The 23,667-nt window shown below is 74.0% G+C and carries 14 protein-coding genes; 2 read left to right on the top strand and 12 right to left on the bottom strand.

Going from position 1 to position 23,667, the window contains the following annotated elements; translation table 11 throughout:
* Position 1 precedes the first annotated feature (1 nt).
* From E2E34_RS05570 to E2E34_RS05530, 9 genes are read right to left on the bottom strand one after another with little or no spacing between them, the layout of a single operon-like run.
* The gene (locus E2E34_RS05570; protein ID WP_138900784.1) at positions 2-3,193 is read right to left on the bottom strand and encodes a non-ribosomal peptide synthetase; all 3,192 of its coding nucleotides are present in this window, start codon (positions 3,191-3,193) and stop codon (positions 2-4) included.
* Positions 3,190-4,440, bottom strand: coding sequence for an MFS transporter (locus E2E34_RS05565; protein ID WP_138900783.1), 1,251 nt, complete (start codon positions 4,438-4,440; stop codon positions 3,190-3,192). Before E2E34_RS05565 ends, E2E34_RS05570 begins: the two co-directional genes overlap by 4 nt.
* Positions 4,433-8,506 (bottom strand): non-ribosomal peptide synthetase, encoded by a 4,074-nt coding sequence (locus E2E34_RS05560; protein WP_138900782.1) that lies wholly within the window; start codon positions 8,504-8,506, stop codon positions 4,433-4,435. Before E2E34_RS05560 ends, E2E34_RS05565 begins: the two co-directional genes overlap by 8 nt.
* Positions 8,503-9,783 carry a MupA/Atu3671 family FMN-dependent luciferase-like monooxygenase gene (locus E2E34_RS05555; RefSeq protein WP_208765154.1) on the bottom strand — a complete coding sequence of 427 codons (1,281 nt, stop codon included), beginning with the start codon at positions 9,781-9,783 and terminating at the stop codon, positions 8,503-8,505. The genes E2E34_RS05560 and E2E34_RS05555 overlap by 4 nt, the downstream gene beginning before the upstream one ends.
* Entirely contained in the window at positions 9,776-14,410 is a 4,635-nt protein-coding gene (locus E2E34_RS05550) for a type I polyketide synthase (protein WP_138900781.1), read from the bottom strand. The genes E2E34_RS05555 and E2E34_RS05550 overlap by 8 nt, the downstream gene beginning before the upstream one ends.
* On the bottom strand, positions 14,407-16,293 hold the full coding sequence (locus E2E34_RS05545; protein ID WP_138900780.1) for an amino acid adenylation domain-containing protein: 1,887 nt from the start codon (positions 16,291-16,293) through the stop codon (positions 14,407-14,409). Before E2E34_RS05545 ends, E2E34_RS05550 begins: the two co-directional genes overlap by 4 nt.
* Positions 16,283-18,013, bottom strand: coding sequence for a condensation domain-containing protein (locus E2E34_RS05540; RefSeq protein WP_138900779.1), 1,731 nt, complete (start codon positions 18,011-18,013; stop codon positions 16,283-16,285). Before E2E34_RS05540 ends, E2E34_RS05545 begins: the two co-directional genes overlap by 11 nt.
* Positions 18,010-18,786 (bottom strand): thioesterase II family protein, encoded by a 777-nt coding sequence (locus E2E34_RS05535; protein WP_167518218.1) that lies wholly within the window; start codon positions 18,784-18,786, stop codon positions 18,010-18,012. Before E2E34_RS05535 ends, E2E34_RS05540 begins: the two co-directional genes overlap by 4 nt.
* A gap of 2 nt (positions 18,787-18,788) precedes the next feature.
* Positions 18,789-19,382 (bottom strand): NADPH-dependent FMN reductase, encoded by a 594-nt coding sequence (locus E2E34_RS05530; RefSeq protein WP_138900777.1) that lies wholly within the window; start codon positions 19,380-19,382, stop codon positions 18,789-18,791.
* Positions 19,383-19,661: 279 nt separating this feature from the next.
* Between E2E34_RS05530 and E2E34_RS05525 the strand changes: the two genes are divergently transcribed.
* Positions 19,662-20,711, top strand: coding sequence for an aspartate-semialdehyde dehydrogenase (locus tag E2E34_RS05525; protein WP_244315523.1), 1,050 nt, complete (start codon positions 19,662-19,664; stop codon positions 20,709-20,711).
* A 98-nt stretch (positions 20,712-20,809) separates the two neighbouring features.
* Here the strand turns inward: E2E34_RS05525 and E2E34_RS05520 are convergent, their stop codons facing one another.
* Positions 20,810-21,760, bottom strand: coding sequence for a LysR family transcriptional regulator (locus E2E34_RS05520; RefSeq protein ID WP_138900776.1), 951 nt, complete (start codon positions 21,758-21,760; stop codon positions 20,810-20,812).
* Positions 21,761-21,812: 52 nt separating this feature from the next.
* Entirely contained in the window at positions 21,813-22,001 is a 189-nt protein-coding gene (locus tag E2E34_RS05515; RefSeq protein WP_138900775.1) for a hypothetical protein, read from the bottom strand.
* A gap of 244 nt (positions 22,002-22,245) precedes the next feature.
* Here E2E34_RS05515 and E2E34_RS05510 point away from each other — a divergent pair, with 244 nt between their 5' ends.
* Positions 22,246-23,241, top strand: coding sequence for a helix-turn-helix domain-containing protein (locus tag E2E34_RS05510; RefSeq protein ID WP_138900774.1), 996 nt, complete (start codon positions 22,246-22,248; stop codon positions 23,239-23,241).
* A gap of 160 nt (positions 23,242-23,401) precedes the next feature.
* On the opposite strand, the gene E2E34_RS05505 is transcribed toward E2E34_RS05510, so the two are convergent.
* On the bottom strand, positions 23,402-23,596 hold the full coding sequence (locus tag E2E34_RS05505; RefSeq protein WP_244315525.1) for an MbtH family protein: 195 nt from the start codon (positions 23,594-23,596) through the stop codon (positions 23,402-23,404).
* Positions 23,597-23,667 lie beyond the last annotated feature (71 nt).

Raw genomic sequence — 23,667 nt, 5'->3', positions numbered from 1 at the left:
GTCATCGCGGCCGCCCCGGGGTGCGTTCCCCGGACCGGGCGCGCATGGCCCGCAGCCGGGCCTGGCCGCGCTCCTCGGCGGCCCCGGCGGTCCGACGGCCGGTGCTCGCTGAAGAGGCGGCGCCGGACTTCTGCCCGAGGAAGGCGGCCATGGTCCGCACGGTGGAGTGCCGGAACAGGTCGACCACGTCGACCTCGCACTCCAGCGCGGTCCGCAGCCGGTCGCGCAGCCGGATCAGCAGCAGTGAGTTGCCGCCCGCGTCGAAGAAGCTCTCGTCGTGACCGGCCGTGCGGCCCAGCACCTCGCGCCAGGCGGCGGCGACCCGTTGCTCGGTGCCGCTCGCCGGCGGCCGCTCGGCGCCGCGCGCCGCCCGCGCCTCGTCGGCGAGCGCCTGCTCCAGTGCCCTGCCGACGGCGGCGCCGTCCGGCCGGCCGCCGGGCAGCAGCGGCATCCGGTCCAGGACGCCGATCCGGGCGGGTTGCAGGTAGCCGGGCAGCAGCTCGCGCAGGTGCGCGCGCAGCGCGTCGGCGGTCAGGTCCGCTCCCGGCCGGGCGGCGACCGCCGCCTCGATTCCGCCGGGCGCCCCGGTCCGCACGTGGGCACGTGCGACGCCGGGGTGGGTCAGCAGCGCCGCCTCGATGTCGGCGCCGGCCACGCGGACCCCGCGCACCCGGGTTTGCTCCGAGGCCCGGCCGGCGAACACCAGTCGCCCGTCGGGCGTGTGCCGCGCCAGGTCGCCGGTGGCGAACAGGCGCCCGCCCGGCCGCTTCCCGTACGGGTCGGGCAGGAAGCGCCCGGCCGTGCGGCGCGGATCGTTCAGGTACCCCCGGGTGACGGCGGCGCCCCCGATGTGGAGCTCACCGACGACGCCCGGCGGGACCAGGTCCCCGCGCCGGTCGAGGACGTACGCCGTGCAGTCCGCCGGAAGCCCGAGCGGCACCGGGCGGCCGGTCCCGTCGGGGCGGGCCGGTCCGCCGACGGCCACACCGGCCGTCTCGGCGGCGGTGTAGAGGTGGTGGACCCGACCGGCCCCGGCGGAGTACGCCGCGCCCAGGGCGGCCGGGGCGAGCAGCTCGCCGCCGGCCAGGACCGTCGCCGGCACGGCGTCCCGGCCGTCGGCGAGGAGGTCCGCGAGGACGGACGGCGCGGCGAGCACCGTGGCCGGCGCGGCGCCGTCCGGTACGACCGCGCGGCCTCCCGAGGTGAGCGGTGCGAACAGCTCGAACACCGCGCCCGGTGAGTCCGGCGGGCTGAGCTGCGCCACCGCGTCGAGCGCCCCGGCGGGCAGCTCCCGGTGGGCCCAGCGCAGCCGGGAGGCGAGGTTGCGGTGCTCGGCGAGCACCGGCAGCGGGTCGCCCGTGGCGCCCGAAGTGCGCAGCACCCAGGCGGCGTCGGCGGGCGCCACGGCGGGCAGCGCGCCGGCGGGGGCGTCCCCGGCCGCCGCCGGGTCCTCCAGGGCCTCCAGCTCGACCACCCGCACCCGGGTGTGGTCGAACAGCGAGGAGGAGTCCAGGTCGGCGAGCACCGTCGTCAGCCCCGCGTCGTCCACGGCCAGCCGCAGCAGAAAGGCCGGCAGCTCCGGGTCCAGCGGCACGCACACCCCGCCCGCCCGCAGCACGCCCAGCTGGGCGGCGGCCAGCGCGAAGGACTTCGGCGCGCAGACGCCCACCGGGGTCTGCGGCGTGACGCCGCACTCCAGCAGCCGCGCCGCCAACCGGTCGGCCACGTAACCGAGTTCGCGGTACGTCCAGGTGCGCGGCCCGTCCGCCACGGCGACCGCGTCCGGCGTACGGGCGGTCTGCTCCGCCACCATCGCGTGCAGCACACCGCCGTCGGCGTCGGCGTCGTGCGCCGGGTTCCACTCCTCGACCAGCAGCCGCCGCTCGGCGGCGGTCGGCCGCAGCAGCGCGGAGACCCGGGCGGCCGGGTCGGCGGCCACCCGTTCCAGTACGGTCCGCAGCCGGGCCAGCAGCCGCTCGGCGGTCGCGTCCTCGAAGAGGGCCGTGCGGTAGTCGACCAGGGCGAGCAGGCCCTCGTCGGTCTCGATCGTGTCGACGGCCAGGTCGGTCTTCATGGTCGGCAGCCGCAGCTCCTCCACCGTGAACACCGCGTCCGCCGCCCGCCGCACGGGCGCGGCCGGCTGATGCGTGTACATGACCTGGTAGAGCGGGTGGTAGCTCGGGTCGCGGGCGGCTCCGAGCCGGTCCATGACCTCGTCGACGGGCAGGTCCGCGTGGTCCAGCGCGTCCAGCAGGTCACCGCGCACCCGGTGCAGCAGTTCCCCGAACTCCGGGTCGCCGGACAGGTCGGCGCGCAGCACCACGGGCCGCGTGAGGTAGCCGACGAGCCCGGAGCTCTCGGTGGTGTCGCGGCCGGAGACGGCCGTGCCGGTGAGCACGTCGGTGCCGCCGTACTGGCTGAGCACCACGTCGCACGCGGCCTTGAGCACCATGAACAGGCTGCACCGCTTGCTCCGGGCGAGCCGCCGCAGCGGTTCCACGACCTCGTGCGGGACCACGGCCGTACGCCGCTCCCCCTCGTGGCCGCCGCGCGCGGGGCGCGGCCGGGCGAGGGGCAGTTCCAGCACCTCGGGCGCGCCGGCCAGCCGCTGCGTCCAGTACGCCAGGTTCGCGGCGGCGGCCCGCTCGTCCTCCTCGGTGCGCCGGGCCCAGAACGCGGCGTGGTCGACGGCCGGCTCCGCCGGCGGGGACGGCCGCCCCTGCGCGAACGCGTCGTACAGGGCGGTCAGTTCGGAGGTGAAGACCTCCAGCGACGCCCCGTCGAAGACGAGGTGGTGCACACCGACGAGCAGCCGGTGCGTCGTGTCGCCCAGCCGCAGCAGCCGCACCCGCAGCAGCGGGCCGCCGTCCACGGTGAAGGGCTCGCGGGCGAACGCGTCGGCCAGGGCGGCCGAGTCGTCCCGCGCGTCGACGACGGGCAGCTCCACCGGTCCGGGCGCCGCGACGCGCTGCGCGGGTTCGCCGTCGGCGCCGCGCACGATCGTGGTGCGCAGGGCGGGGTGGCGGCGTACCAGCTCGTCGAGGGCGCGGGCCAGGGCCGCCGCGTCGAGCGGGCCCTCGATGCCGACGGCGAACGGGATGCTGAAGAAGGGGTCGTCGGGGCGGACCTGGGCGAGCGCCCACAGCCGCCGCTGGGCCGGGGTGAGCGGCACGAGCCGCTCGGCGGCCGTCATGAGGCCACCCCCGCCCCGGACCGGTCCTTCCGGTTGTTCCTGTCGCGCACCGACGCGGCGGCCAGTACCGCCGCCGCCGGCAGCAGCAGCCCGCCGGCCACGATGATCGACTCGGCGATGCCCATCAGGTCCGCCGCCAGGCCGCCGACGATCACGCCGATGATGGTGAAGTTGACCATCAGGGCGTTGAGCAGCCCGACCCCGCGCCCGCGCAGTTCCTCGGGCAGGTCGCTGATGAGCGTGTTGGCCACCGGCACCTGGAAGAGACCGGAGCCGATGCCCGCCAGCACGCACCAGGCCAGTACGACGCCCACGCCCAGCGCGTCGCGCAGCCGGCCGGTCGGGGCGAGCAGCAGCAGCGACACACCGAACAGCACGATCGAGCCGATGAGCAGCCCCCGGTCGGAGAACCGGCGTACCAGCGGCGGACCGGTCAGCGCGCCGATCACACAGCCCGCGCCGAAGGCGGCCTGGGCCAGGCCGAAGTAGAAGGCGGACAGGTCGAAGACGTTGAGGAGCTGGGAGTTGAGGTTGGTGGTGAACAGCCCGAGGACGAGCATCACCGGTACCAGGATGACCGCGAGGAAGCGCAGCGACGGTACGGCGAGCACACCCGATATGCCGGTGCCCAGCGACTTCCAGTACGACTCCCGGCCGCTGTCGGGGCCGGGGACGGGGACCTCGCGCAGTACCGCCATGCTGCCCAGCAGCACCGCCGAGATCACGAAGGTCGCCGCGTCGATGACGAAGACGGCGGAGACGCTGCCGAACGCGAGGAGCAGACCGCCGAGGGCGGGGCCCACCAGGTTCAGGGTGTGGTTCGTCGACTGGAACAGCGCGACCGCCGTGGGGATGCTGTGCCCCCGCACGATGAGCGGGATCGCGGTGATCCGTGCCGTCTCGAAGAACGCCTTGGCGATGCCGGTGAACAGGATCAGTACGAGCAGCAGCAGCGGCGAGTCCCGCACCGGGATCATCGCCAGGACCAGCGCCACCCGCACCAGGTCGGAGCCGACCATGAGGCCGCGCGCCGGGAACCGGTCGGCCAGCGGCCCGACGAAGGCCCCCAGCACGCCGGAGGGCAGCATCTGCGCGATGACCACGAGGGAGACGTACAGGACCGGGTCGGAGGTCTCGGTGGCCACCACGTAGATCAGCGTGATCTTGGTGATGGCGTCACCGAGGAAGGACGCGACGACGGCCAGCCAATAGCGGATGTACGTCCGGTCCTTGAGCAGCTCAATCACTGGCGACGACCTCGTTCAGTATCGTGGCGACGCCCTCGATGTACGGGTGGCGCATCATCGTGTAGTGGTTGCCGTCGACCACCCGGACGTCGAGTTCCCCGCCGGTGGTCAGCGCGCGCCACGCCTCGGTCGAGTCGTACGTCTCCTCGGCCGCGCGGATCAGAGTGACCCGGCCCCTGACGGGCAGGGGGCGGAAGTTCCAGACGAGCCGCAGGTTGGCGACCCACAGGTCGAGGATGTCGCGGACCTGCTCGCGTCCGGCGTCCGGCGGCAGGTAGTCGGAGGCGCGGGCGATGGCGAGGAGGTGGTCGAGGTGCTCGTCGGGGGTCATCCCCTTCAGCTCCTCGACGGACTTCAGCGCGTTGCCGTAGTCCCACTGGAGGTTCGCCGCGATGGCCTCGACGATCTCGGCCGGGTCGGGCTCGGAGCCCTCCGGGACCTCAGCGGGCGGGTGCGAGTCCATCATGACGACGGACACCTCGGCGCCGGTCTTCTCCAGCTCGCCGGCGACGGCGAAGGCGTTGGTGCCGCCGTAGCACCAGCCGGCCACGGTGTACGGGCCCTCGGGCTGGACTTCGCGGATCAGATCGGCGTACGCCGCGGCACGCGCCCCGAAGTCGGCGTACGGGAGGGCTCCGTCGACCGGCGGCGGGGACGCCAGGGCGTACAGCGGCCGGTCGCCGCCGTCCATGAGCCCGGCGAACGGCATGTAGCAGACGACCTCGCTGCCGGCCGGGTGGGCGAAGAAGACGGGGGCGCCGGTGGTGCCGGAGCCGATCTCCACGAGGTGCACGTCCGCCTCGTCCTGGTAGCCGTCGCGCAGCATGCGCGCGAACCGCTCGACGGTGGCACCCCGGAAGATCGCGGCCATCGGGAGCTGCTGCCCGAACCGCTTCTCGATCTCGGCCATCAGCCGCAGGACGAGCAGGGAGTGGCCGCCGAGGTCGAAGAACCGGTCGTGCAGGCCGATCGGCCTGACCCCGAGCACCTCCTCCCAGATGTGGGCGACCTCCAGCTCGATCGCGTCGCGCGGCGGCACGTAGCTCGCCGCGTCCCGCTCGACGACGGGCTCGGGCAGCGCCCGGCGGTCGATCTTGCCGCTGGTGTTCAGCGGGAAGGCGTCCAGGGCGACGATCGCGGACGGGACCATGTAGTCGGGCAGGAAGCGGCGCAGGTGCTCGCGCAGTTCCTCGGCGCCCGGCGCCGCGCCGTCCGCCGCCACGACGTAACCGGTCAGCCGCTTGTCGCCGGGCCGGTCCTCGCGGACGAGGGCGACCGCGCGGCGTACCGCGGGGTGCTCCTCCAGCCGGGCCTCGATCTCGCCCAGTTCGATGCGGAAGCCGCGCAGCTTGACCTGGCCGTCGTCGCGGCCGAGGAAGACGAGCGTGCCGTCCTCGCGCAGCCGCGCCTTGTCGCCGGTGGCGTAGAGCCGCGCGCCGGGCCGGCCACCGAACGGGTCGGGTACGAACCGCTCCGCGGTCAGCGCGGGCCGGCCGCGGTAGCCGCGCGCGACCCCCGTGCCGCCGAGGTACAGGTCGCCGGGCATGCCGACCGGCACCGGCTCCAGGCGCTCGTCGAGGACGTACACCTGGGTGTTGTCCAGCGGGCGGCCGATGGAGACCTGCTCGGCCCCGCTGTCCAGGCGGTGCGCGGTGGACCAGATGGTCGTCTCGGTCGGCCCGTAGACGTTCCAGGTGCGGCCCGGCTCGCGCACGAGCCGCTCGGCCAGCGCCGGGGGCAGCGCCTCGCCGCCGACCAGGACCCGCAGCGAGCCGTCGTTGCTCCAGCCGGCCTCCACCAGGAGCTGCCAGGTGGCCGGGGTGGCCTGCATGACAGTGGCGCCGGTCTCGGTGAGCAGGGCGGCCAGCCGGCGGCCGTCGACCGCCTCCTCCTTGCGCACGACGTGCACCCGTGCCCCGCTGATCAGCGGGGCGTACAGCTCCAGGCCCGCGATGTCGAAGGTGACGGGCGTGACGGCGGTGAGCGTGTCGCCGGCGCCGAGACCGGTCTCGGCGGCCATCGCCAGCAGCAGGTTGGCGAGGTTGCGGTGGGTGACCTCGACGCCCTTGGGGCGGCCGGTGGACCCGGAGGTGTAGATGACGTACGCGAGCCGGTCCTCACCGGCGGCGGGCGTCACCGGCACGGCCGGGGCGAGGGCCACGGCCTCGGCGTCGGTGTCGAGGCAGATCCGCTCACCCGGGCAGTCCGCGAGGCTGTCGAGCAGCCCGGAGCGGGTCAGCAGGAACCTCGCGTCCGCGTCGTGGGTCATGTCCGCCAGGCGCCGGGCGGGGTATGCCGCGTCCAACGGCAGGTAGGCGCCGCCCGACATGACGACGCCGAGGAGGGCGACCACCAGGTCGGCCGAGCGCTCCAGGCAGACCCCGACGACGGTCTCGGGCTCCACGCCCCGCTGCTGGAGGTGCGAGGCGAGCCGGCCGGCCCGCTCCAGCAGTTCGGCGTACGTCAGCCGCTCGTCGCCGCAGGAGACGGCGACCGCGTCGGGGGTCGCCCCGGCCTGACGGCGTACCAGCACGTCCAGCGAGTCACCGTCCTCGCGGGCCGCCTCGGTGCGGTTCCAGTCGACCAGCAGGGTGCGGGCCTCGTCGGGGCCGAGCAGCGACAGGTCGCGTACCGCGCGCCCCGCGTCCTCGCACATCTGCTCCAGGAGGCGCACGATCTGCCGGGCCATCCGGGCCATCGTGCTCTCGTCGAACAGGTCGGTGTTGTACTCCAGCACCCCGTGGAAGTGGTCGTCCGCGAGCGCCGGGTCGTCGAAGAAGCCCAGCATCACGTCGTCCTTGGCGGTGGCGTTGTCGAGCATCAGCTCCTCGACGGTCAGCCCGGCCATGGGGGTCTCCTCCTCGTGGAGGAAGTCCACGAGGATGAACGAGGTCTGGTAGATCGGCGTACGGCTCGGGTCGCGGTCCAGGTCCAGCTCGTCCAGCAGCGTCCCGAAGGGGATGTCGTGGTGGTCGAAGGCGCCCATCATCGTGGTGCGGGTCGCCTGGAGCAGTTCCCGTACGGTCATCGCCGGCCGGACCGTGGTGCGCAGCGGCAGCATGGTGAGGAAGTAGCCGATCATCGGCTCGGTCTCGGGCCTGCTGCGGGTCGACGAGGTGGTGCCGACCACGATGTCCCGCTGCCCGGTGAGCCGGTGCAGGATCAGCTGCCACGCGGTGAGAAGCGCAATGTTGACGGTGACGTCCTCGCGCTTGGCGAGGTCGCGGACCGCCTGGGTCAGCTCCGGGGTGAGCGGGAACTGGTAGCGGGCGCCGTTGGCGGTCTGGAGCGGCGGGCGGGGCCGGTCGGTGGGCAGCTCCAGCACCAGGTCGGCGCCTTCGAGCTGCTTCTTCCAGTACGGCAGGTGCTTGCGCCGCACCTCCTCGCGCAGCCACTGCGGCTGCCACTCGGAGTAGTCCGGGTAGTGCACCTCGATCGGCGCCAGCTTCGGCTCGCGGCCGGTGGCGTACGCCGTGTAGAACTCGGCGATCTCGGCGTTGAAGATGCCCATCGAGCCGCGGTCCCAGACCAGGTGGTCGACCGTGCCGACCAGCACGTGCTCCCGCTCGTCCAGGCGCAGCAGGGCGATGCGCAGCAGCGGGCCCTTCACCAGGTCGAACGGCTTGCGCAGCTCCTCGGTGGCGAGCCGCATCATCTCGTCCTCGCGCCGCTCGGCCGGCACGGAGCGCAGGTCCTGGTGGTCCAGCGGCACCTCCATGGAGGCGTGGATCACCTGGACGGGCGCGTGCCCGTCCTGCTCGAACGTGGTGCGCATCGCCTCGTGGCGCCGCACGAAGGCGTTCACGGCGCGCTGGAGCGCGTCCGTGTCCAGCTCGCCGTGCAGCCGGGAGGCGAAGTACACGTTGTAGACGGGGTCTTCGGGGTCGAACTGGTGGATGAGCCAGATGCGTTCCTGGTCCACCGTGAGCGGTACGCGGTTCTCCCGCTGCCTGCGCGGAATCGGCGCGTTGGTCACGGCGCTGGTGCTGCGCTCGCGCATCCGCCGGTCGAGCAGGGCGCGCTGGGCCGGGGTGAGGCCGGCCAGCCGGTCTGCGAGTCCGGTCACGACTGCTCTCCTTCGGTCTCGCCCCGGTGCCGGTAGCGGTTCTTGAGTTCGGTGAGGTGGTCCAGGCCCTTGAGGACCTGGCCGGGGTCGAGCCCGAAGTCGACCAGGCAGGCGACCTCGTCGACGCCGATGTCCACCAGGTCCTCGATGAGGGACTCGCACTTGTCGGGGGTGCCCAGCAGCGCGAGCGTGTCGAAGTAGCGCTCGAAGGTGGCGTTCAGCATGACGTCGCGCTCGGCGTCGTTCAGCTTGGAGAACTCGCTGCCGAAGCTGTCCTGCTGCTCCAGGAAGGTCTTCAGGTACGCGGTCAGCGGCCCCCGCACCGTCTCCCTGGCCTCGTCGTCGTCGGAGCCCACGTAGGTGTGCACCATCGCGGTGACCCGCCCCTGGGCCGGGTCGTGCCCGGCCCCGGCGAGCGCCTCGCGGTAGGCGACGATCTTGTCCTTCAGGTCGGCCGGGCGCTGGGCGACCAGCCCGGTCAGGACGTACGCGCCGATCTCCCCGGCCCGTACGAACGTCTCGACGCTGCCCTGCGCCGACACCCACACCGGCAGCTTCGGCTGGAGCGGACGCGGAAGCGTGCGTACCGACTGCGCGGAGCCGTCAGCGCGCGGGAACTCGACGCTCTCGCCCGCCCACAGCCGCTGGACGGCGTCGATCGACTCGAACATCTCGTCCTTGCGGCGCGGGTAGCGCTGCTGCCCGTCGCCCGGCGCGAGGAGGAAGTCGTCCGGGTGCCAGCCGGAGGCCGCCGAGATCGCGGCCCGCCCGCCGGACAGGTTGTCGACGACCGCCCACTCCTCGGCGACCCGCACCGGGTGGTGCAGGGGCAGGACGCAGCTGCCCGCGCGGATCTGGATGTGCTCGGTCAGTACGGCGATGGCGGAGGCCAGCAGCGACGGGTTCGGGTAGAGGCCGCCGAAGTCCACGAAGTGCCGCTCGGGGACCCAGATGCCGTCGAAGCCGTTGGCGTCGGCGTGCCGGGCGCTGTCGAGCAGCAGCTGGTACTTGCCGGGGCCCTTCGCCGTACCGTCGCCGGAGAAGAAGAACAGGCTGAAGTCCATGGTGCTGCCGGGCCTGCGGGTGCGGCGGGGCGCCTCGCTCCTCGCCGCCGCCTTCGCACCGGAGTCCACGGCGGAGGGCGCCTTGACGTTGCGCTCGCGCAGGGACCGCTCCAGTACGGCGCGCTGCTCGGGGGAGAGCGAGGACAGCCGCTCCTTGAGCCTTCGCGCGACCTCGGACTCGTCGGCGTTCGTCCGCGACTGCTCGTCAGACATGGTCGTCACCCTTCAGCTTTGCCTCGGCCTCGCCGGCGGAGAGGCTCTCGACCTCGCGCAGCAGTGCCTCGAACTCGTCCAGACCGATCGATTCGGCCTGGTGGGAGCGGATCGCGGCGGCGAGCCCCGGGACGGTCGGCGCCTCGAAGACGGCGCTCATCGGGAAGTCGCCGTGGGCCTGCCGCAGCCGGCCGACGATCTGGATGGCGAACAGCGAGTTGCCGCCCAAGTCGTAGAAGTCGTCGCCGGGTCCGATCGGGGAGACGCCGAGCATCTCGTGCCACACCCGGGCGACGGACTGGGCGAGTTCGTCGTCCGGCCACACCGTGGCCGGGTCCCAGTCGTCGTCGCCGCGCCCCCGGCCGCCGCCGAGCGAGTCGGTGAACGAGGTCGCCGTCAGCCCGGACTGGTCGGCCAGTACGTCCTGGAAGTCGGCCTTGGAGACCACGACCTGCGGCAGCCCGCCGGACAGGGCGGCGCGGGCCAGCGCCAGGCCGTCGGCGGCCGGGACGCCCTGGGACAGGCGCAGCCGCTCGTACAGCTCCCGCACCTCGGGCAGTCCCGCCATCTGCTGCTCGAACCAGTCGTCCCAGTCCCACTGCGACCAGTCGACGGTGACGGTGGGCCGCCCGGCGGCGGTGGCCGCCTGGGCGAAGGCGTCGAGGAACACCGACGCCGCGCAGTTCTCGGCCTGGCCGAAGCCGCCGACGATGCCGGTGGTGGCGGAGGCGGTCAGGAAGAAATCGAGCCCGTCCCCGGCCAGCAGCTCGTCGAGGAGCAGCGTCGATCTCACCCGCGCCGCGAGGACGGCGTCGAAGTCTTCCCGCGCCTTGAGCGCAGTCAGGCCCGAGCCCCGGGCGTCGGCCAGGTGCAGTACGCCGTTGACAGCGCCCAGCACGGTCCGCGCCTCCTCGACCGTGGCGCGCGCCTCACCGGGGTCGGCCAGATCGGCGGCGCGGTAGACGACGGCTTCGGGGTGCGCGGCGCGCAGCGCGGCGAGCCGCGCGACGCGGCACCGCACTCGCTCGTCGTCACCCGCCACCCCGCTCTGCCAGGCGTCCCACTCGCTCTCGGCCGGGAAGGCCGGGTCGCCGACTAGCACGGCCCTGGCCCCGCTCGCGGCGATCTGCTCGGCGAACAGCAGCCCGGTCTCGCCGGACACGCCGGTGACGAGGTACCCGGCGCCCTCGCGCCAGGCCCGCCCCGTGGGTACGGCGTCCAGCTCGACCGGCGCGAAGGCCCGCAGGAGCCGCTGGGCTCCCCGGTAGGCGACGAGGTTCTCGCGCCCCGCACCGGCGAGTTCGGCGCCGAGCTGCGCGGTGAGGCGGGTGCGGTCGGCGTCGGTGGCGGGCAGGACGACGTCGACGGCGCGGCAGGTCAGCCACGCGTACTCCTGCGGCAGCACGGTGACCGCGCCGTACAGGGTGGCGCGCTCGGGCCGGACCACGGCTGTGCCGTACGCGTCCTGGAGGCTGTCGGTGAGGACGTCGATCCGCACCGGGCGGTCCTCGCCGCTCTCGCCGAGCGCCTGGGCGAGGGACACCAGGCTGTGGAACCCGGTGTCCAGGCCGGTGGTGTAGCGGCGTACCGCGTCCCCGCCGTCCGCCGAGCCCGTGACGGACCAGGCGTGCACCACCCGGTCGGGGGCCGCGCCCGTCTGCCGCAGCTCGCGGATCACCTGGCCGAGGTGGCCGGCGTCCGCCGGGTCGGCGTCGAAGCCGTGCGCGGAGGTGCGGGCGTACGCCGCCGCCCTGCGCACGGTGGTGACGGTGTGGCCCCGCTCGCGCAGGGCGGCCGTCAGGGCGTCGGTGAGACCGGTGTCGTCCGCGAGGACCAGCCAGCTGAGCGGTCCCTCCACCGCGGCGGCGGCGTCCCGCGGGAGCGGCGCGCGGTGCCAGACCGGGGCGTACGTCCACCGCTCGGGGTCGGTGCGCACGTTCCCGGCGGCGGCCTGCGGCTTCGGCAGCAGGTAGGAGCGGCCCTCGAAGGGGTAGGCGGGCAGCGGCACCCGGCGGCGGGCCCGGTCGCCGTGCAGGGCGGCCCAGTCGACGTCCGCACCGTGCCGCCACAGCTCGGCAAGGCCCTCGCGGACGGTGCGGGCCTCGGCGGAGTCCTCCTCGCCGCGCGGCCTGCGCAGCAGGGTGACGACGGGCGACGGCTCCGGGTGGATCCGTACGAGACCGCTCAGCTGGCTGCCCGGACCGGCCTCGACGAGCAGCACGTCGTCCCCGCGCTCGGCGAGCGCGGTGATGCCGTCGGAGAAGCGGACCGGCTCGCGGGTGTGGGACACCCAGTAGTCGGGGTCGGTGGCCTGCTCGTCGGTGATCCAGGTGCCCGTCACGTTGGACAGGAAGGGGATCTGCGGCGTGTTCAGCCGCACCGAACGCAGCACTTCGGCGAGGCCGGGCAGCGCCGGCTCGACCAGCGCGGTGTGGAAGGCGTGCGAGGTCTCCAGCTCCCGTACGGACACCCCCTGGGCCTCCAGGACGCGGCGGGCCTCGGCGACCTCCTCGGGCGTGCCGGCGACGACGCAGGAGGCCGGCGCGTTGACGGCGGCGATCGTCGCCGTCAGTCCGTCCAGCGCCTTGGTCAGGGCCGCCTCGTCCAGCAGGACCGACAGCATCCGGCCGGGCGCCAGGTCCTGCATGAGCGCGGCGCGGCGGGCGACCACGCGCAGCGCGTCCTCCAGGCTGAACACGCCCGCCAGGCAGGCCGATACGAGCTCGCCGAGGCTGTGCCCGGTCATCGCGGCGGGGCGCACGCCCCACGACATGAGCAGCCGCGCGACGGCGTAGTCGACGCTGAAGACGGTCGGCTGGGTGTAGAGGGTCTGCCGCAGCCGCTCCTTCGCCTCGTCGCCGTCGGTGGCGAAGGCCACGTCGCGTACGTCCCAGCCGAGGTGGGGCAGCAGGAGCTCGGCGCAGCGGTCGAGCGCGTCGCGGAACACCGGCTCGGTGCGGTACAGCTGCGCGCCCATGCCGGCGTACTGGGCGCCCTGGCCCGGGAAGACGAACACCACGTCCGGCGCCTCGTCGCGCGCCGGCTCCCCGGCGGCGGCGGGCCGCTCCAGGGCGGCGGCCGCGGCGGCGCGGTCGTTCGCGACGACGGTACGGCGGTACGGGAAGGCGGCGCGTCCCAGTTGCAGGGTGTACGCGGCGTCGGCGAGCCCGGCGTCCGGCCCGGCCTCCTGCGCCGTGAGGGCCGTCGCGAGGCGCGCGGCGGCGGCGTCGAGGGCCTGCGGCGTACGGGCCGACAGGGGCAGCACCTGCCAGTCGGCGGCGTCGGTTTCCCGCTCCGCCGGCGGGAGCACCGGGGCCGCTTCGAGGATCACGTGCGCGTTGGTGCCGCCGATGCCGAAGGCGCTCACGCCGGCGCGCGGCGGCTGCTCCGTCGCGGGCCACGGCACGCCCTCGCCGTCGACCGTGAACGGCCCCTTGTCGAGGGCGAGTCGCGGGTTGGCGCTGCGGAAGTGTGCGGTCGGCGGGATGAAGCGGTGCTCCAGCGCCAGGGCCGCCTTGATGAGGCCGGTGACTCCGGCCGCCGCGTCGAGGTGGCCGACGTTGGACTTCACGGAGCCCAGGTGGACCGACCCAGCGGGCGCGTCGGGGCCGAACGCCTCGGTGAGCGCCTGGACCTCGATCGGGTCGCCGAGCGGGGTCGCGGTGCCGTGCGCCTCGACGTACTGGACGGTGCGGGGCTCGACCCCGGCGACCGCGAGCGCCTCGGTGATCACCTCGGCCTGGCCGTGCGGGGACGGGGCGGTGAAGCCGATCTTCGCGGAGCCGTCGTTGTTGACGGCGCTGCCCCGGATCACCGCGTGGATGTGGTCGCCGTCGGCGACGGCGTCCTCCAGCCGCTTGAGGACGACCAGGGCCACCCCGTCACCGGAGACGGTGCCGGACGCGTCGGCGTCGAACGGGCGGCAGTGGCCGTCCGTCGAGAGGATCGCCCCCTCCTCGTACCGGTAACCGCGCGGCTCGAAAGCGCGGACCGCGACCCCGCCCGCCAGCGCCAGGTCGGACTCGCGGCTGAGCAGGGACTGCACGGCGAGGTGGACCGTCACCAGCGACGAGGAACACGCGCTCTGCACGGTGAAACTGGGCCCGGTCAGACCGAGCTTGTACGAGACCCGCAGCGCCAGCATCCCGGGGTCGTTGCCGATCGCGACCTGGATCTCGTCCGAGATCCGGCCCTCGGCCCCGCCGCGCGCGATCCGCTCCTGGAGGTAGCCGCTGCCCGAGGTGCCGGCGAACACACCGGTACGCCCCTCGAAGGTCCTCGCCGGGTAACCGGCCCGCTCCAGCGCCTGCCAGGCGGTCTCCAGGAGCAACCGGTGCTGCGGGTCCATGAGTTCGGCCTCGGACCGGGTGACGCCGAAGAAGTCGGCGTCGAAGCGGTCGAACCCGTCCACCGGGAAGCCGGACTTCACATAGGCCGGGTCGTTCAGCAGCTGCTCGGGCACCCCGGCGGCGGCCAGCTCCTCGTCGGTGTAGGAGGTGCGTCCCTCCTCGCCCGCCGCCACGGTGCGCCACAGCTCGTCGACATCCGCGGCGCCCGGGAAGCGGCCGCTCATCGCGATGATGGCCACGGCCTGCTCGGGCAGTGGCAGATCCGTCTCGTACGTCATGCGTTCTTCTCCCCGTGCGGGTGGGATGCGGACCGGCTGTCGGCGCCGGTGTCGTGCGGTGCGGCGAGCAGTTCGTCGAGGGCGCTCGCGAGTTCCCGTACCGTCGGCCGGTCGAAGAACAGCCGCAGCGTCGCGGCGACGCCGAGCCGTTCCTTGGTGAGGGCGACGGCCTGGGTGGCGAGCATGGAGTGGCCGCCGAGTTCGAAGAAGTCGTCGTCGAGGCCGACCCGGTCCACCGAGAGCACGTCGGCCCAGATGTCGGCGAGGGCCTTCTCGACGGGGGTGGCGGGCGCCGCGAACTCCGCGTCCAGCTCCGGGCGTACCACGTCGGGAGCGGGCAGCGCACGCCGGTCGACCTTGCCGTTGGGGGTCAGCGGCAGCCGGTCGAGCGTCACGTACACGTTCGGCAGCATGTACTCGGGCAGGGTCAGGGCCAGGTGCTCACGCAGTTCGGAGGGGCCGGCCGGCGCTCCGGCGGCGGCCACCCAGTAGGCGGCCAGGCGCGGGTCCCCCGCCGCGTCCCGGTCGACGACCACGACGGTGTCGCGGACGGCGGGGTGGCGGGTGAGCGCGTTCTCGATCTCGCCGAGCTCGACGCGGTAGCCGCGGATCTTCACCTGGTGGTCCAGGCGGCCCAGGTACTCGTGGTCGCCGCCGGCCGCGCGCCGGGCGCTGTCGCCCGAGCGGTACCGGCGCGCCCCGGGCACGGCCGCGTCCGGGTCGGGCAGGAAGCGCTCGGCGGTCAGGGCGGGGCGGCCCAGGTAGCCGCGGGCCACACCCGCGCCGCCGACGTACAGCTCACCGGCCTCGCCGCCGGCGACCCGCTCGCCGTCCGCGCCGAGCACGTCCATGGTCCAGCCGCCGATCGGGCCGCCGATCATGCTGCCCGCCGCGCCTTCGAGGTCGGCCGAGGTCATCCGGCGACAGGTCGAGTGCACGGTGGTCTCGGTGATCCCGTACATGTTGACCAGCACCGGCGTCCGGTCGCCGTGCCGGGCGATCCACGGCCGCAGCGTCTCGGGCGCCAGCGCCTCCCCGGCGAAGACCACGAGCCGCAGCGCCAGTTCGGCCGGGGACCCGGGGCCGTCGTGCTCCTCCTCGTACCGGACGAGCTGGCGGAAGGCGGCCGGCGTCTGGTTGAGGACGGTGACGCCCTCGCGGCGCAGCAGCGCGTGCAGGTCCTGCGGGGAGCGGCGCACGTCGTCCGGTACGACGACGAGGCGGCCGCCGTGCAGCAGGGCGCCCCACATCTCCCACACGGACACGTCGAACGCGGCGGACGCGCACATCGACCACACGTCGCTGGGACCGAAACCGAACCGGTCCCGGACCCCGGTGAGCAGGCCCGTCACATTGCGGTGCTCGATCATGACGCCCTTGGGGGTGCCGGTCGAACCGCTGGTGTAGATGACGTACGCGAGACTCGCCGGGCCGGTGCCGGGGTTCTCGGGCGCGGTCTGCGGGTACGCCGACAGGTCGGCGCCGCCGGGGCCGGTCAGCACGGTGTGCGCGGCGCGCGGGCCGCGTCCGGCGTCGTCGGTCAGCAGGACGCCGGCGCCCGCGTCGGCGAGGGTGAAGCGCAGCCGCTCGTCGGGGGCCGAGGGGTCCAGCGGCACGTACGCGCCGCCGGCCTTCAGCACCGCGAGCAGGGCCGTCACCAGGGTCGTGGTGCGCTCCACGGACACGGCGACCGGCACTTCGGGGCCGACGCCGAGGGTGCGCAGGTGGTGCGCCAGCCGGTTGGCGTCGCGCTCCAGCTCTCGGTAGGTCAGCCGGCCGTCGCGGCCGGTCACGGCGACGGCGTCGCCGCGGTCGGCGGCCTGCCGCGCGAACCACGCGTCGATGGTCCCCGGCGCGGGCGCGGCCATTGGGTCAACGGTCACGGTGGGTGTTCCTCTCAGTGCCGGACTCGGTGCCGGTGGGGTTCTGCGTGCGGTGCGGGTTGTGCGGCCCCCGCGGGCCGGCCGGGGCGTGCGGGCCGGAGGGGAACCGGGCCGCGGCGAGCTCCGGCACCGGGGTGTCCGGGCGGGCCGTCGCCTCGCGCAGCGTGTGCTCGTAGGCGGCCAGCAGGGCGGCCGGGGTGTCCGGCCCGAACAGGTCGGTGTCGTACTCGAGGGTCAGCGCGAGGCCGGCGCCGCGTTCCTGCGCGTACAGGCTCAGGTCGTACTTCGCGGTGTCCTGCGGGCCGGTGAGGTCCAGGGAGCATCCGTCGAGCCCGGCGAAGACGGGCTCCGGCCGTTCCTTGAGGAAGCTGAACATCACCCGGAAGACCGGCAGGAAGTCACGGCTGCGCCGGGACACCAGCGCCTCGACCAGCTTGTCGAAGGGCAGCTCCTGGTGCGCGGACGCGTCGAGCACCGCCGCGCGGACGCGTGTCAGCAGCTCCCGGAAGCCGGGGCCGCCGTCCAGCCGCACCCGTACCGGCACCATGTTGATCAGGCAGCCGACCAGCTCCTGGAGTTCCGGCCGGTCCCGGCCCGCGACCGGGGTGCCGACGGTGATGTCGGTCGCCCCCGACCAGCCGGCGAGGAGCGTGTGCAGCCCGGCGAACAGGGTCATGTACGGAGTGACCCGCTCGCGGCGGCTGAACTCCCGCAGCCGCGCGGTGAGTTCGGGCGACAGCTCGCGGGTCGCGACGGCGCCCCGGAAGCTCCGGGTGGCGCCGCGCGGCCGGTCGGTCGGCACGGCGAGCGCTTTCGGGTCGTCCCCCAGCGCCCCGCGCCAGTGCCCGACGAGCGCGTCCAGGGTCTCGCCCTGGAGCCGCTCGCGCTGCCAGCACGCGTAGTCGGCGTAGTGCAGGGTCACGTCGGCGAGGGCTTCGCCGCCGTAGAGCCGCCCCAGCTCGCGGAAGAAGACCTCCACCGACCAGCCGTCGATGGCGATGTGGTGGAACGTCACCAGCAGCCGGTACGCCCGCGCGCCGACCCGCACCAGCCGGGCCCGCAGCGGCAGCCCCGCGGCCAGGTCGAAGACGGTGGCGGCCTCCTCGGCCGCGAGGCGCTCCGCCTCGCCCGCCGGGTCGGCGGCGCCGGACAGGTCCGTGTACGGCAGGTCCAGCGGCTCCGGGTCCCGGATCACCTGGTACGGGCGGCCGGACGGGGCGTCGTACATCGTCCGCAGCACCTCGTGGCGGGCTACGAGCGCGTCGAGGGCGCGGCCGAGGGCGGCCCGGTCCAAGCCGCCGCGCAGGTGCAGCACGGTCGGCACGTTGTAGAGGGTGGTCTCGGGGTCGATCTGCTGCATGAACCACAGCCGCTGCTGGGCGAACGACAGCTCGGGCCGCTCCCGCCGGGCGCAGGCCCGGGGCCCGGCGGGAGCCGAGCCCGCCGCGGCCCGGCCGGCCCCGGCCCGCTCCATGGCACGCTCCATGGCCTCGCGCACCAGGCGGGCCATGCCCGCGAGCGTGTCCGCGCCCAGCAGTGCGTCCGCCGCGACCCGCGCGCCGAGTTCCTCGTCGATACGGACGGCGAGCAGCCGCGCCGCGTCCGCCCCGCCCCCGAGAGCGGTGAACCCCGACTCCGGGCCGACCGTCGCACCGGCGGTGTCCAGCAGCTCGGCCCACATCTGGGCGAGCTCTTCCTCCACGAATCCCATGGTGGTCATGCGAGTGAGATCTCCGGGCGAGAAGTGCGCGCAGTTTCCTGGAGCAGGTCGAGAAAGTCTTCGGGCAGCTTGCTGAGGTAGAAGTGGTCGCCCTCGAAGAGGTGCACCCGGGCTCCGGCGGTGGTGTGCCGCCCCCACAGCCCGGCCTCCTCCACCGGGACTTCGTGGTCCCCGTCGGCGACGAACACGGTGACCGGGCAGCCGACGACGGCGTCCTCGGACGCCCGGTAGGAACCGAGGGCGGCCAGGTCGGCCCGTATCGCCGGCAGAACCAGCTCGATCAGCTCCGCGTGCTCGCCGACGTCCTGCGCGGTGCCGCCCAGGCCCATGATCCGCGCCAGCACGGCGCTGTCGGGCTCCTCGTCGCCCGGACCGGCGATCGGCGGACGGTTCGAGGGGGCCGAGCACGCGGAGGCGACGAGCCCGGTGGGGGCCGGGCCGCCGGCCCGCTCCAGCCGTCGCGCGACCTCGAAGGCGACGATGCCTCCCATGCTGTGCCCGAACAGGACCGGCCGCCGGCCACCGAGGCGGGCGCGCAGCACCTCGGCCACGGAGTCCGCCAGCGTCGCGACGGAGGCCACCGGCTCCTCGAACAGCCGGTTCTCGCGGCCCGGGTACTGGATCACCAGCATCTCGATGTCCGGGCCCAGTGCGGCCGACAGACCGTGGTAGTAACTCGCGGAGCCGCCCGCGTGCGGGAAGCAGACCAGGGTGTGCGCGGCCGGCGGCTTCGGGTGGAAGCAACGGATCCAGCAGCTCGTAGCGGCGTCCATGCTCATCGCGCCTGGAGCGCCGTGGCCCGCAGGGCCCGGTGCGCCTCGGCGAAGTCGACGACCTGGCCGGCCATCGCGGTCAACTGCCCCTGGATGTGCGGGTCGTCGCACTCCCCGGTCGCGGTGAAGCCGGCGTTCAGGCTGTTCATCGCCACACCCAGCGGAGTGCTCCACCCCCGCAGGGCGTGCACGACGTCCCGCAGCGCGCCCAGGGTGGTCACCGCGCCCTGCCAGCCCTGTCCCACCGACAGGCAGCCCACGGCCCGCCCGGTGAGGTACGGCCTGCTGTCGCCGCGCAGTTCCTCGGTGTAGTCCAGGGCGTTCTTCAGCAGCCCCGACAGCGTCCCGTGGTACGCCGGACTCGCCAGCACCACACCGTCGGCGGCGGTGATCGCGGCCAGCATGCGGTGCGCCTCGGGCGACAGTGACACGGCGCGGGGGTCGTACAGCGGCATGACCAGTTCGGCGCCGCCGATCAGGCTGACCTCCGCGCCCAGCCGGGCCGCTTCGGCCAGCACCACACGAAGACCCTGCTCCGCCGTGGAGCCCGGCCGGGAGGACCCCCCGATTCCGACGACCTTGACGGCCTGCTGCATGAACCCACCCATTCGCTCGGCGCACTCCGGTCGCCCAGGACCGTTCCGCCCCCAACCCTTCGCCACGGGAAACGTCGAATCAACGTTCCGCCGACGGGCAGATCCGATCGCCGGCTTCGGTGTTTCCGATCGCCGCCGGCCCATCGGAACGGCCGATGGGCGCCATCGGTCATCCGGTGCCGTCTCTGATTGCCGGTCAGATCCGGCGCGGCGATAATCTGTGCCCTGTCCAGGATCCCGGTCGACGCACGACCACGCACCGGCTCTACTCGATCGGCGATGTCCATGCCCCTGGTCGACGACCCGCTCGCCCCGCGCATCGCCGTCGTCGGCGCGACCGGCGCGGTGGGCGGCACTCTGCTCGAACTCATCGAGGACCGGGGGCTGCGCTACCGGCAACTGCACCTGGTGGCCTCCGCCCGCTCGGCCGGGCTCGACATCCGGGTCGGCGACCGGGACTACCGGGTGGCCGACCTCAACGCGTTCCACTTCGGCGACGCCGACGTCGTGTTCTTCTTCGCCGGCCACGCCGTCAGCCGCGCCTGGGTTCCGGTCGCGGTCGCCCACGGCACCCTGGTGATCGACAACACCTTCGCGTTCCGGATGAACGCCGACACCCCGCTGGTCGTACCGCAGGTCAACGCCGCCGAGCTGGACCGCCGTCCGCCGTCCGGCGTGATCGCCAACCCGAACTCCGTGACGATCCCGCTGGTCCGCGTCGTCCGCGACGTGGAGCGCCGCTGGGGGGTGCGCCAGATCGTCGTCAGTACGTACCAGGCCGCGTCCGGCAGCGGCCACTCCGGCATCGAGGAGCTCCAGGAGGCGTCCCGGCTCGCGCTGCAGGACCCGCAGGCGGAGATGCCGGCCAAGGAGTTCACACCGGCGCTCGCCTTCAACGTGGTGCCCCAGATCGGCCAGGTCCTGGCCAGCGGCTTCACCCTCCAGGAGCACAAACTCCTCCAGGAGTCGCGCAAGATCCTGAACCTGCCCGACCTCGACGTGACGGCGACCTGCGTCCGGGTCCCGGTGGTCAACGGCCACTCCGCCGCCGTGTGGGTCGAGTGCCTGTCGCCGGTCGACCGCGCGGAACTGGGCGCACTGCTGGGCGGCCTGCCCGACGTGACCGTCCACGACGACGGGATGCACGGCGACGTCCTCACGCCCGCCACACTGGGCGACCCCAACCACATCCACGTGGGCCGCATACGGGTCTCCGCCACCAACCCGAACAGCTTCCTGCTCTGGCTTGTCACCGACAACCTGCGCGTGGGCTCGGCCCTCAACGCCCTCCAGATCATGGAGGAACTGGTGGCCAAGGGCCACCTGTGACCGGGCGCGGCAGCGGGGACGGACGCGGCCGGGAACGCGCGACGGCCGCCGGTACGCCGACGGCGTACCGGCGGCCGTGAGACCGCTCGGGCCGGACCTCACCCCACCAGCTGGAGCTGCTCCCGCTGCTGCGCCCTCGGGTGCTGCTGCGCCGGAAGCCGTTCGTCCTGGGCCATGAACCGCACCGTACGGTCGACGAACACCCGCATCTCCCGGGTGAGCTGCCGGCCCCGGCGCCACGCGATCTGCGTGAACACCTCGAACGGCGGCTCCCACTCCAGAATCGCGAGCGTCCCGGCGGCGACCGCGTCGGCGACCGCCATCGCGGGCAGCACGCTCACACCGAGCCCGGCCGCGAGCCCGCGCTTGACCGACTCGATGTTGCCGAACTCCAGCAGCCGCACGGGCCGGGCGGCGCCTTCGTTGAGCTCCGCCTCGAACAGCTCCCGGTACGCCGACCCCGCCTCGGGCGCCAGGACGCGCGCCCCGCGCAGGTCCTCGGTGCTCACGTGCCGCAGCGACGCGAGGGGGTGCCCGGGCGCGGCGACCGCGACCAGCGGCTCGCGCCCCAGCACCTCGGTGCACAGCCCCGGGTGCTCCGTCCGCGCCTCCATGAGGAACCCCATGTCGAAGGCGCCCTGCCGCAGCGCCTCGCACGTCTGGGCGCACTGGCTGGGGCGCAGCGCGAGCTGGAGGAGGGGGTAGCGGTGGTGGAAGTACTCCAGCACGGGCGGCATGCGGTACGACGTGAGGCTCTCCGTCGTGCCGATGGTGAGCACCCCCGAGGGCTCCGCCCAGCCGGTGGTCTTGTCCCGGGCCTCGTCGACCAGGGAGAGGATCTGCTCCGCGTACGGTACGAGCCGCTCCCCGGCCGGCGTCAGCCGGATCCGTCCGCGCAACCGCTCGAAGAGCTCGACGCCCAGGGCCACTTCGAGCCCCTTGACCTGGGCGGTCACGCTGGACTGCGCGTACTTCAGCTCGGACGCCGCCCGGGTGAAGCTCAGCAGCGTCGCGACGCGGTGGAAGGTGGTCAGCTGTCTCAGGTCCACGCCGGCTCCCGACGGTCCGCGCGGCCGGCGCGGGTCACGACGGCCATCGGTGTCACTGCCAGCCCATGTCCCGCTTGGGCCCCTCGACGGGTGCGGTGTCGTCCTCGGCCGCGGCGGCCGCGGAGACAGCGGCGGCGGTGGCCGGCTCGGCGGCGGCGCTGGTGACCACGGCGGGCGCGAGGAGCGCCGCGGCGGTGACAGCGGTGAGAGCGGCGGCCTTGGCGATACGGGCACTGAACATGACCGGCGTCCTTTCGGGACGTGAACCCATGGAGAGGATTCACGGCTGAGAACTTGTTCCTGGCGGAGTCGTCCGCCTCGGAAGTAGCATCACCGCAGGTGAACCTTGGGGGGAAGGAAAACGGGGGGCCGCATTGGGTCATGACCCAAAGTGGCCACCGTGTCACCGAACGGCCCGACGGCGGGCCGCCCCCGGGCCCGTAGAAGGACGATGGAGCGACACCGCCGGATCGGGGAGCTGAGCGATGCTGGAATTACTGGGACTGGATACGCCGACGGAAGCGGTGTACCGGGCCATGTTGGAACGGCCCCAGGACGACGTCACCGCACTCGCGCGCCACTTGGACCTCGCCGAGGACGCCGTACGGGCCGCCTGGGACCGGCTGACCGAACTGTCCCTGGTCCAGCCTTCCGCCGGCCCCGCTCAGCCGCCCCGGGCGGTCAGCCCCGAGCTCGGGCTCGACTACCTGCTGGCCCGAAGACAGGCGGAGTTCGCCCTGCAGCGGCAGCGCATCGCCGCGGCCCGGACGGCGGCGTCGCAGCTGATATCCGAGTACGCCGACCGCCGTCCCACGAGCGGCCCGGTGAGCATGGAGCACCTGGCCGACGTGGCGCAGATCCGTGCCCGGCTGGCCGTCCTCACGGACAACGTGCGGCAGGAGGTGATGGCCTTCGCGCCGGGGGGTGCGCAGACCGAGGAGAACATGGCGTCCGCGCGGCCGCTCAACGAGAGGTTGCTGGGGCGCGGGGTGGCGATGCGCACGATCTACCTGGAGAGCGTGCGCAACTGCGCGGCCAGTGTGGCGCACGCGAACTGGCTCACCGCGATGGGCGGCCAGGTCCGCACGGCCGGGGAACTCCCGCTGCGCATGACGCTCCTGGACCGCGCGACGGCCGTGATCCCCCTCAACAGCGAGGACAGCAGCGAGGGCGCCGTCGTGATCACGGGCAAGGGCACGCTGACCGCGCTGTGCACCCTCTTCGAGACGGTCTGGCAGAACGCGAGCCCGCTGGGCGTCAGGCCCCGCCGTGACGCCGACGAGCTCGACCGGCAGGAGGCGGCGGCCCTGCGGCTGCTCGCCGAGGGCCACACGGACGAGGGCATAGCCAAGCGCCTCGGCGTCTCGCACCGCACGGCCCGCCGCATCGCGACGGGCCTGATGGACCGGCTGGGGGCCCGCAGCAGATTCGAAGCGGGCGTACGAGCGGTCCAGCGCGGCTGGCTCCCCCACGACCTCTGACCGGCACCGACCGGCGGGCCACAGCGCCGCCCCGGAGCGGCCGGTGCGCCGTACGCCCGACCCGGGGCAGTCGATGGGCCGCACGGCCGACCCGGAGCAGTCGGTGGGCCGCACGGCGACGCCGCGGCCCACCGCCCGCTCCTTCGCCGCCGCCGGTCGGCTAACCGGCCCGGCGGACACTCAGCGGCCGCTGGTCGGTCCAGACGTCCTCCACGTGCGCCAGGCACTCCTCCCGGGACCCGCTGACGCCCACGCCTCGCCAGCCCGCCGGTACGTCGCGCCCCTCCGGCCAAATCGAGTACTGCTCCTCATCGTTGATGACAACGGCGAAACGGCCCTCTTGGTCGTCCTGGATCACGACCCACCTCCACGGATTGCTCGGATTGCAGGGCCCAGCCTGTGCCGCCCCGCCCCCCGCCACAACAC

Origin of the sequence: Streptomyces albidochromogenes, assembly GCF_005981925.1 — a bacterium.
Taxonomy (GTDB): Bacteria; Actinomycetota; Actinomycetes; order Streptomycetales; family Streptomycetaceae; genus Streptomyces; species Streptomyces albidochromogenes.
This window is presented reverse-complemented; position numbering and strand designations above follow the sequence as displayed.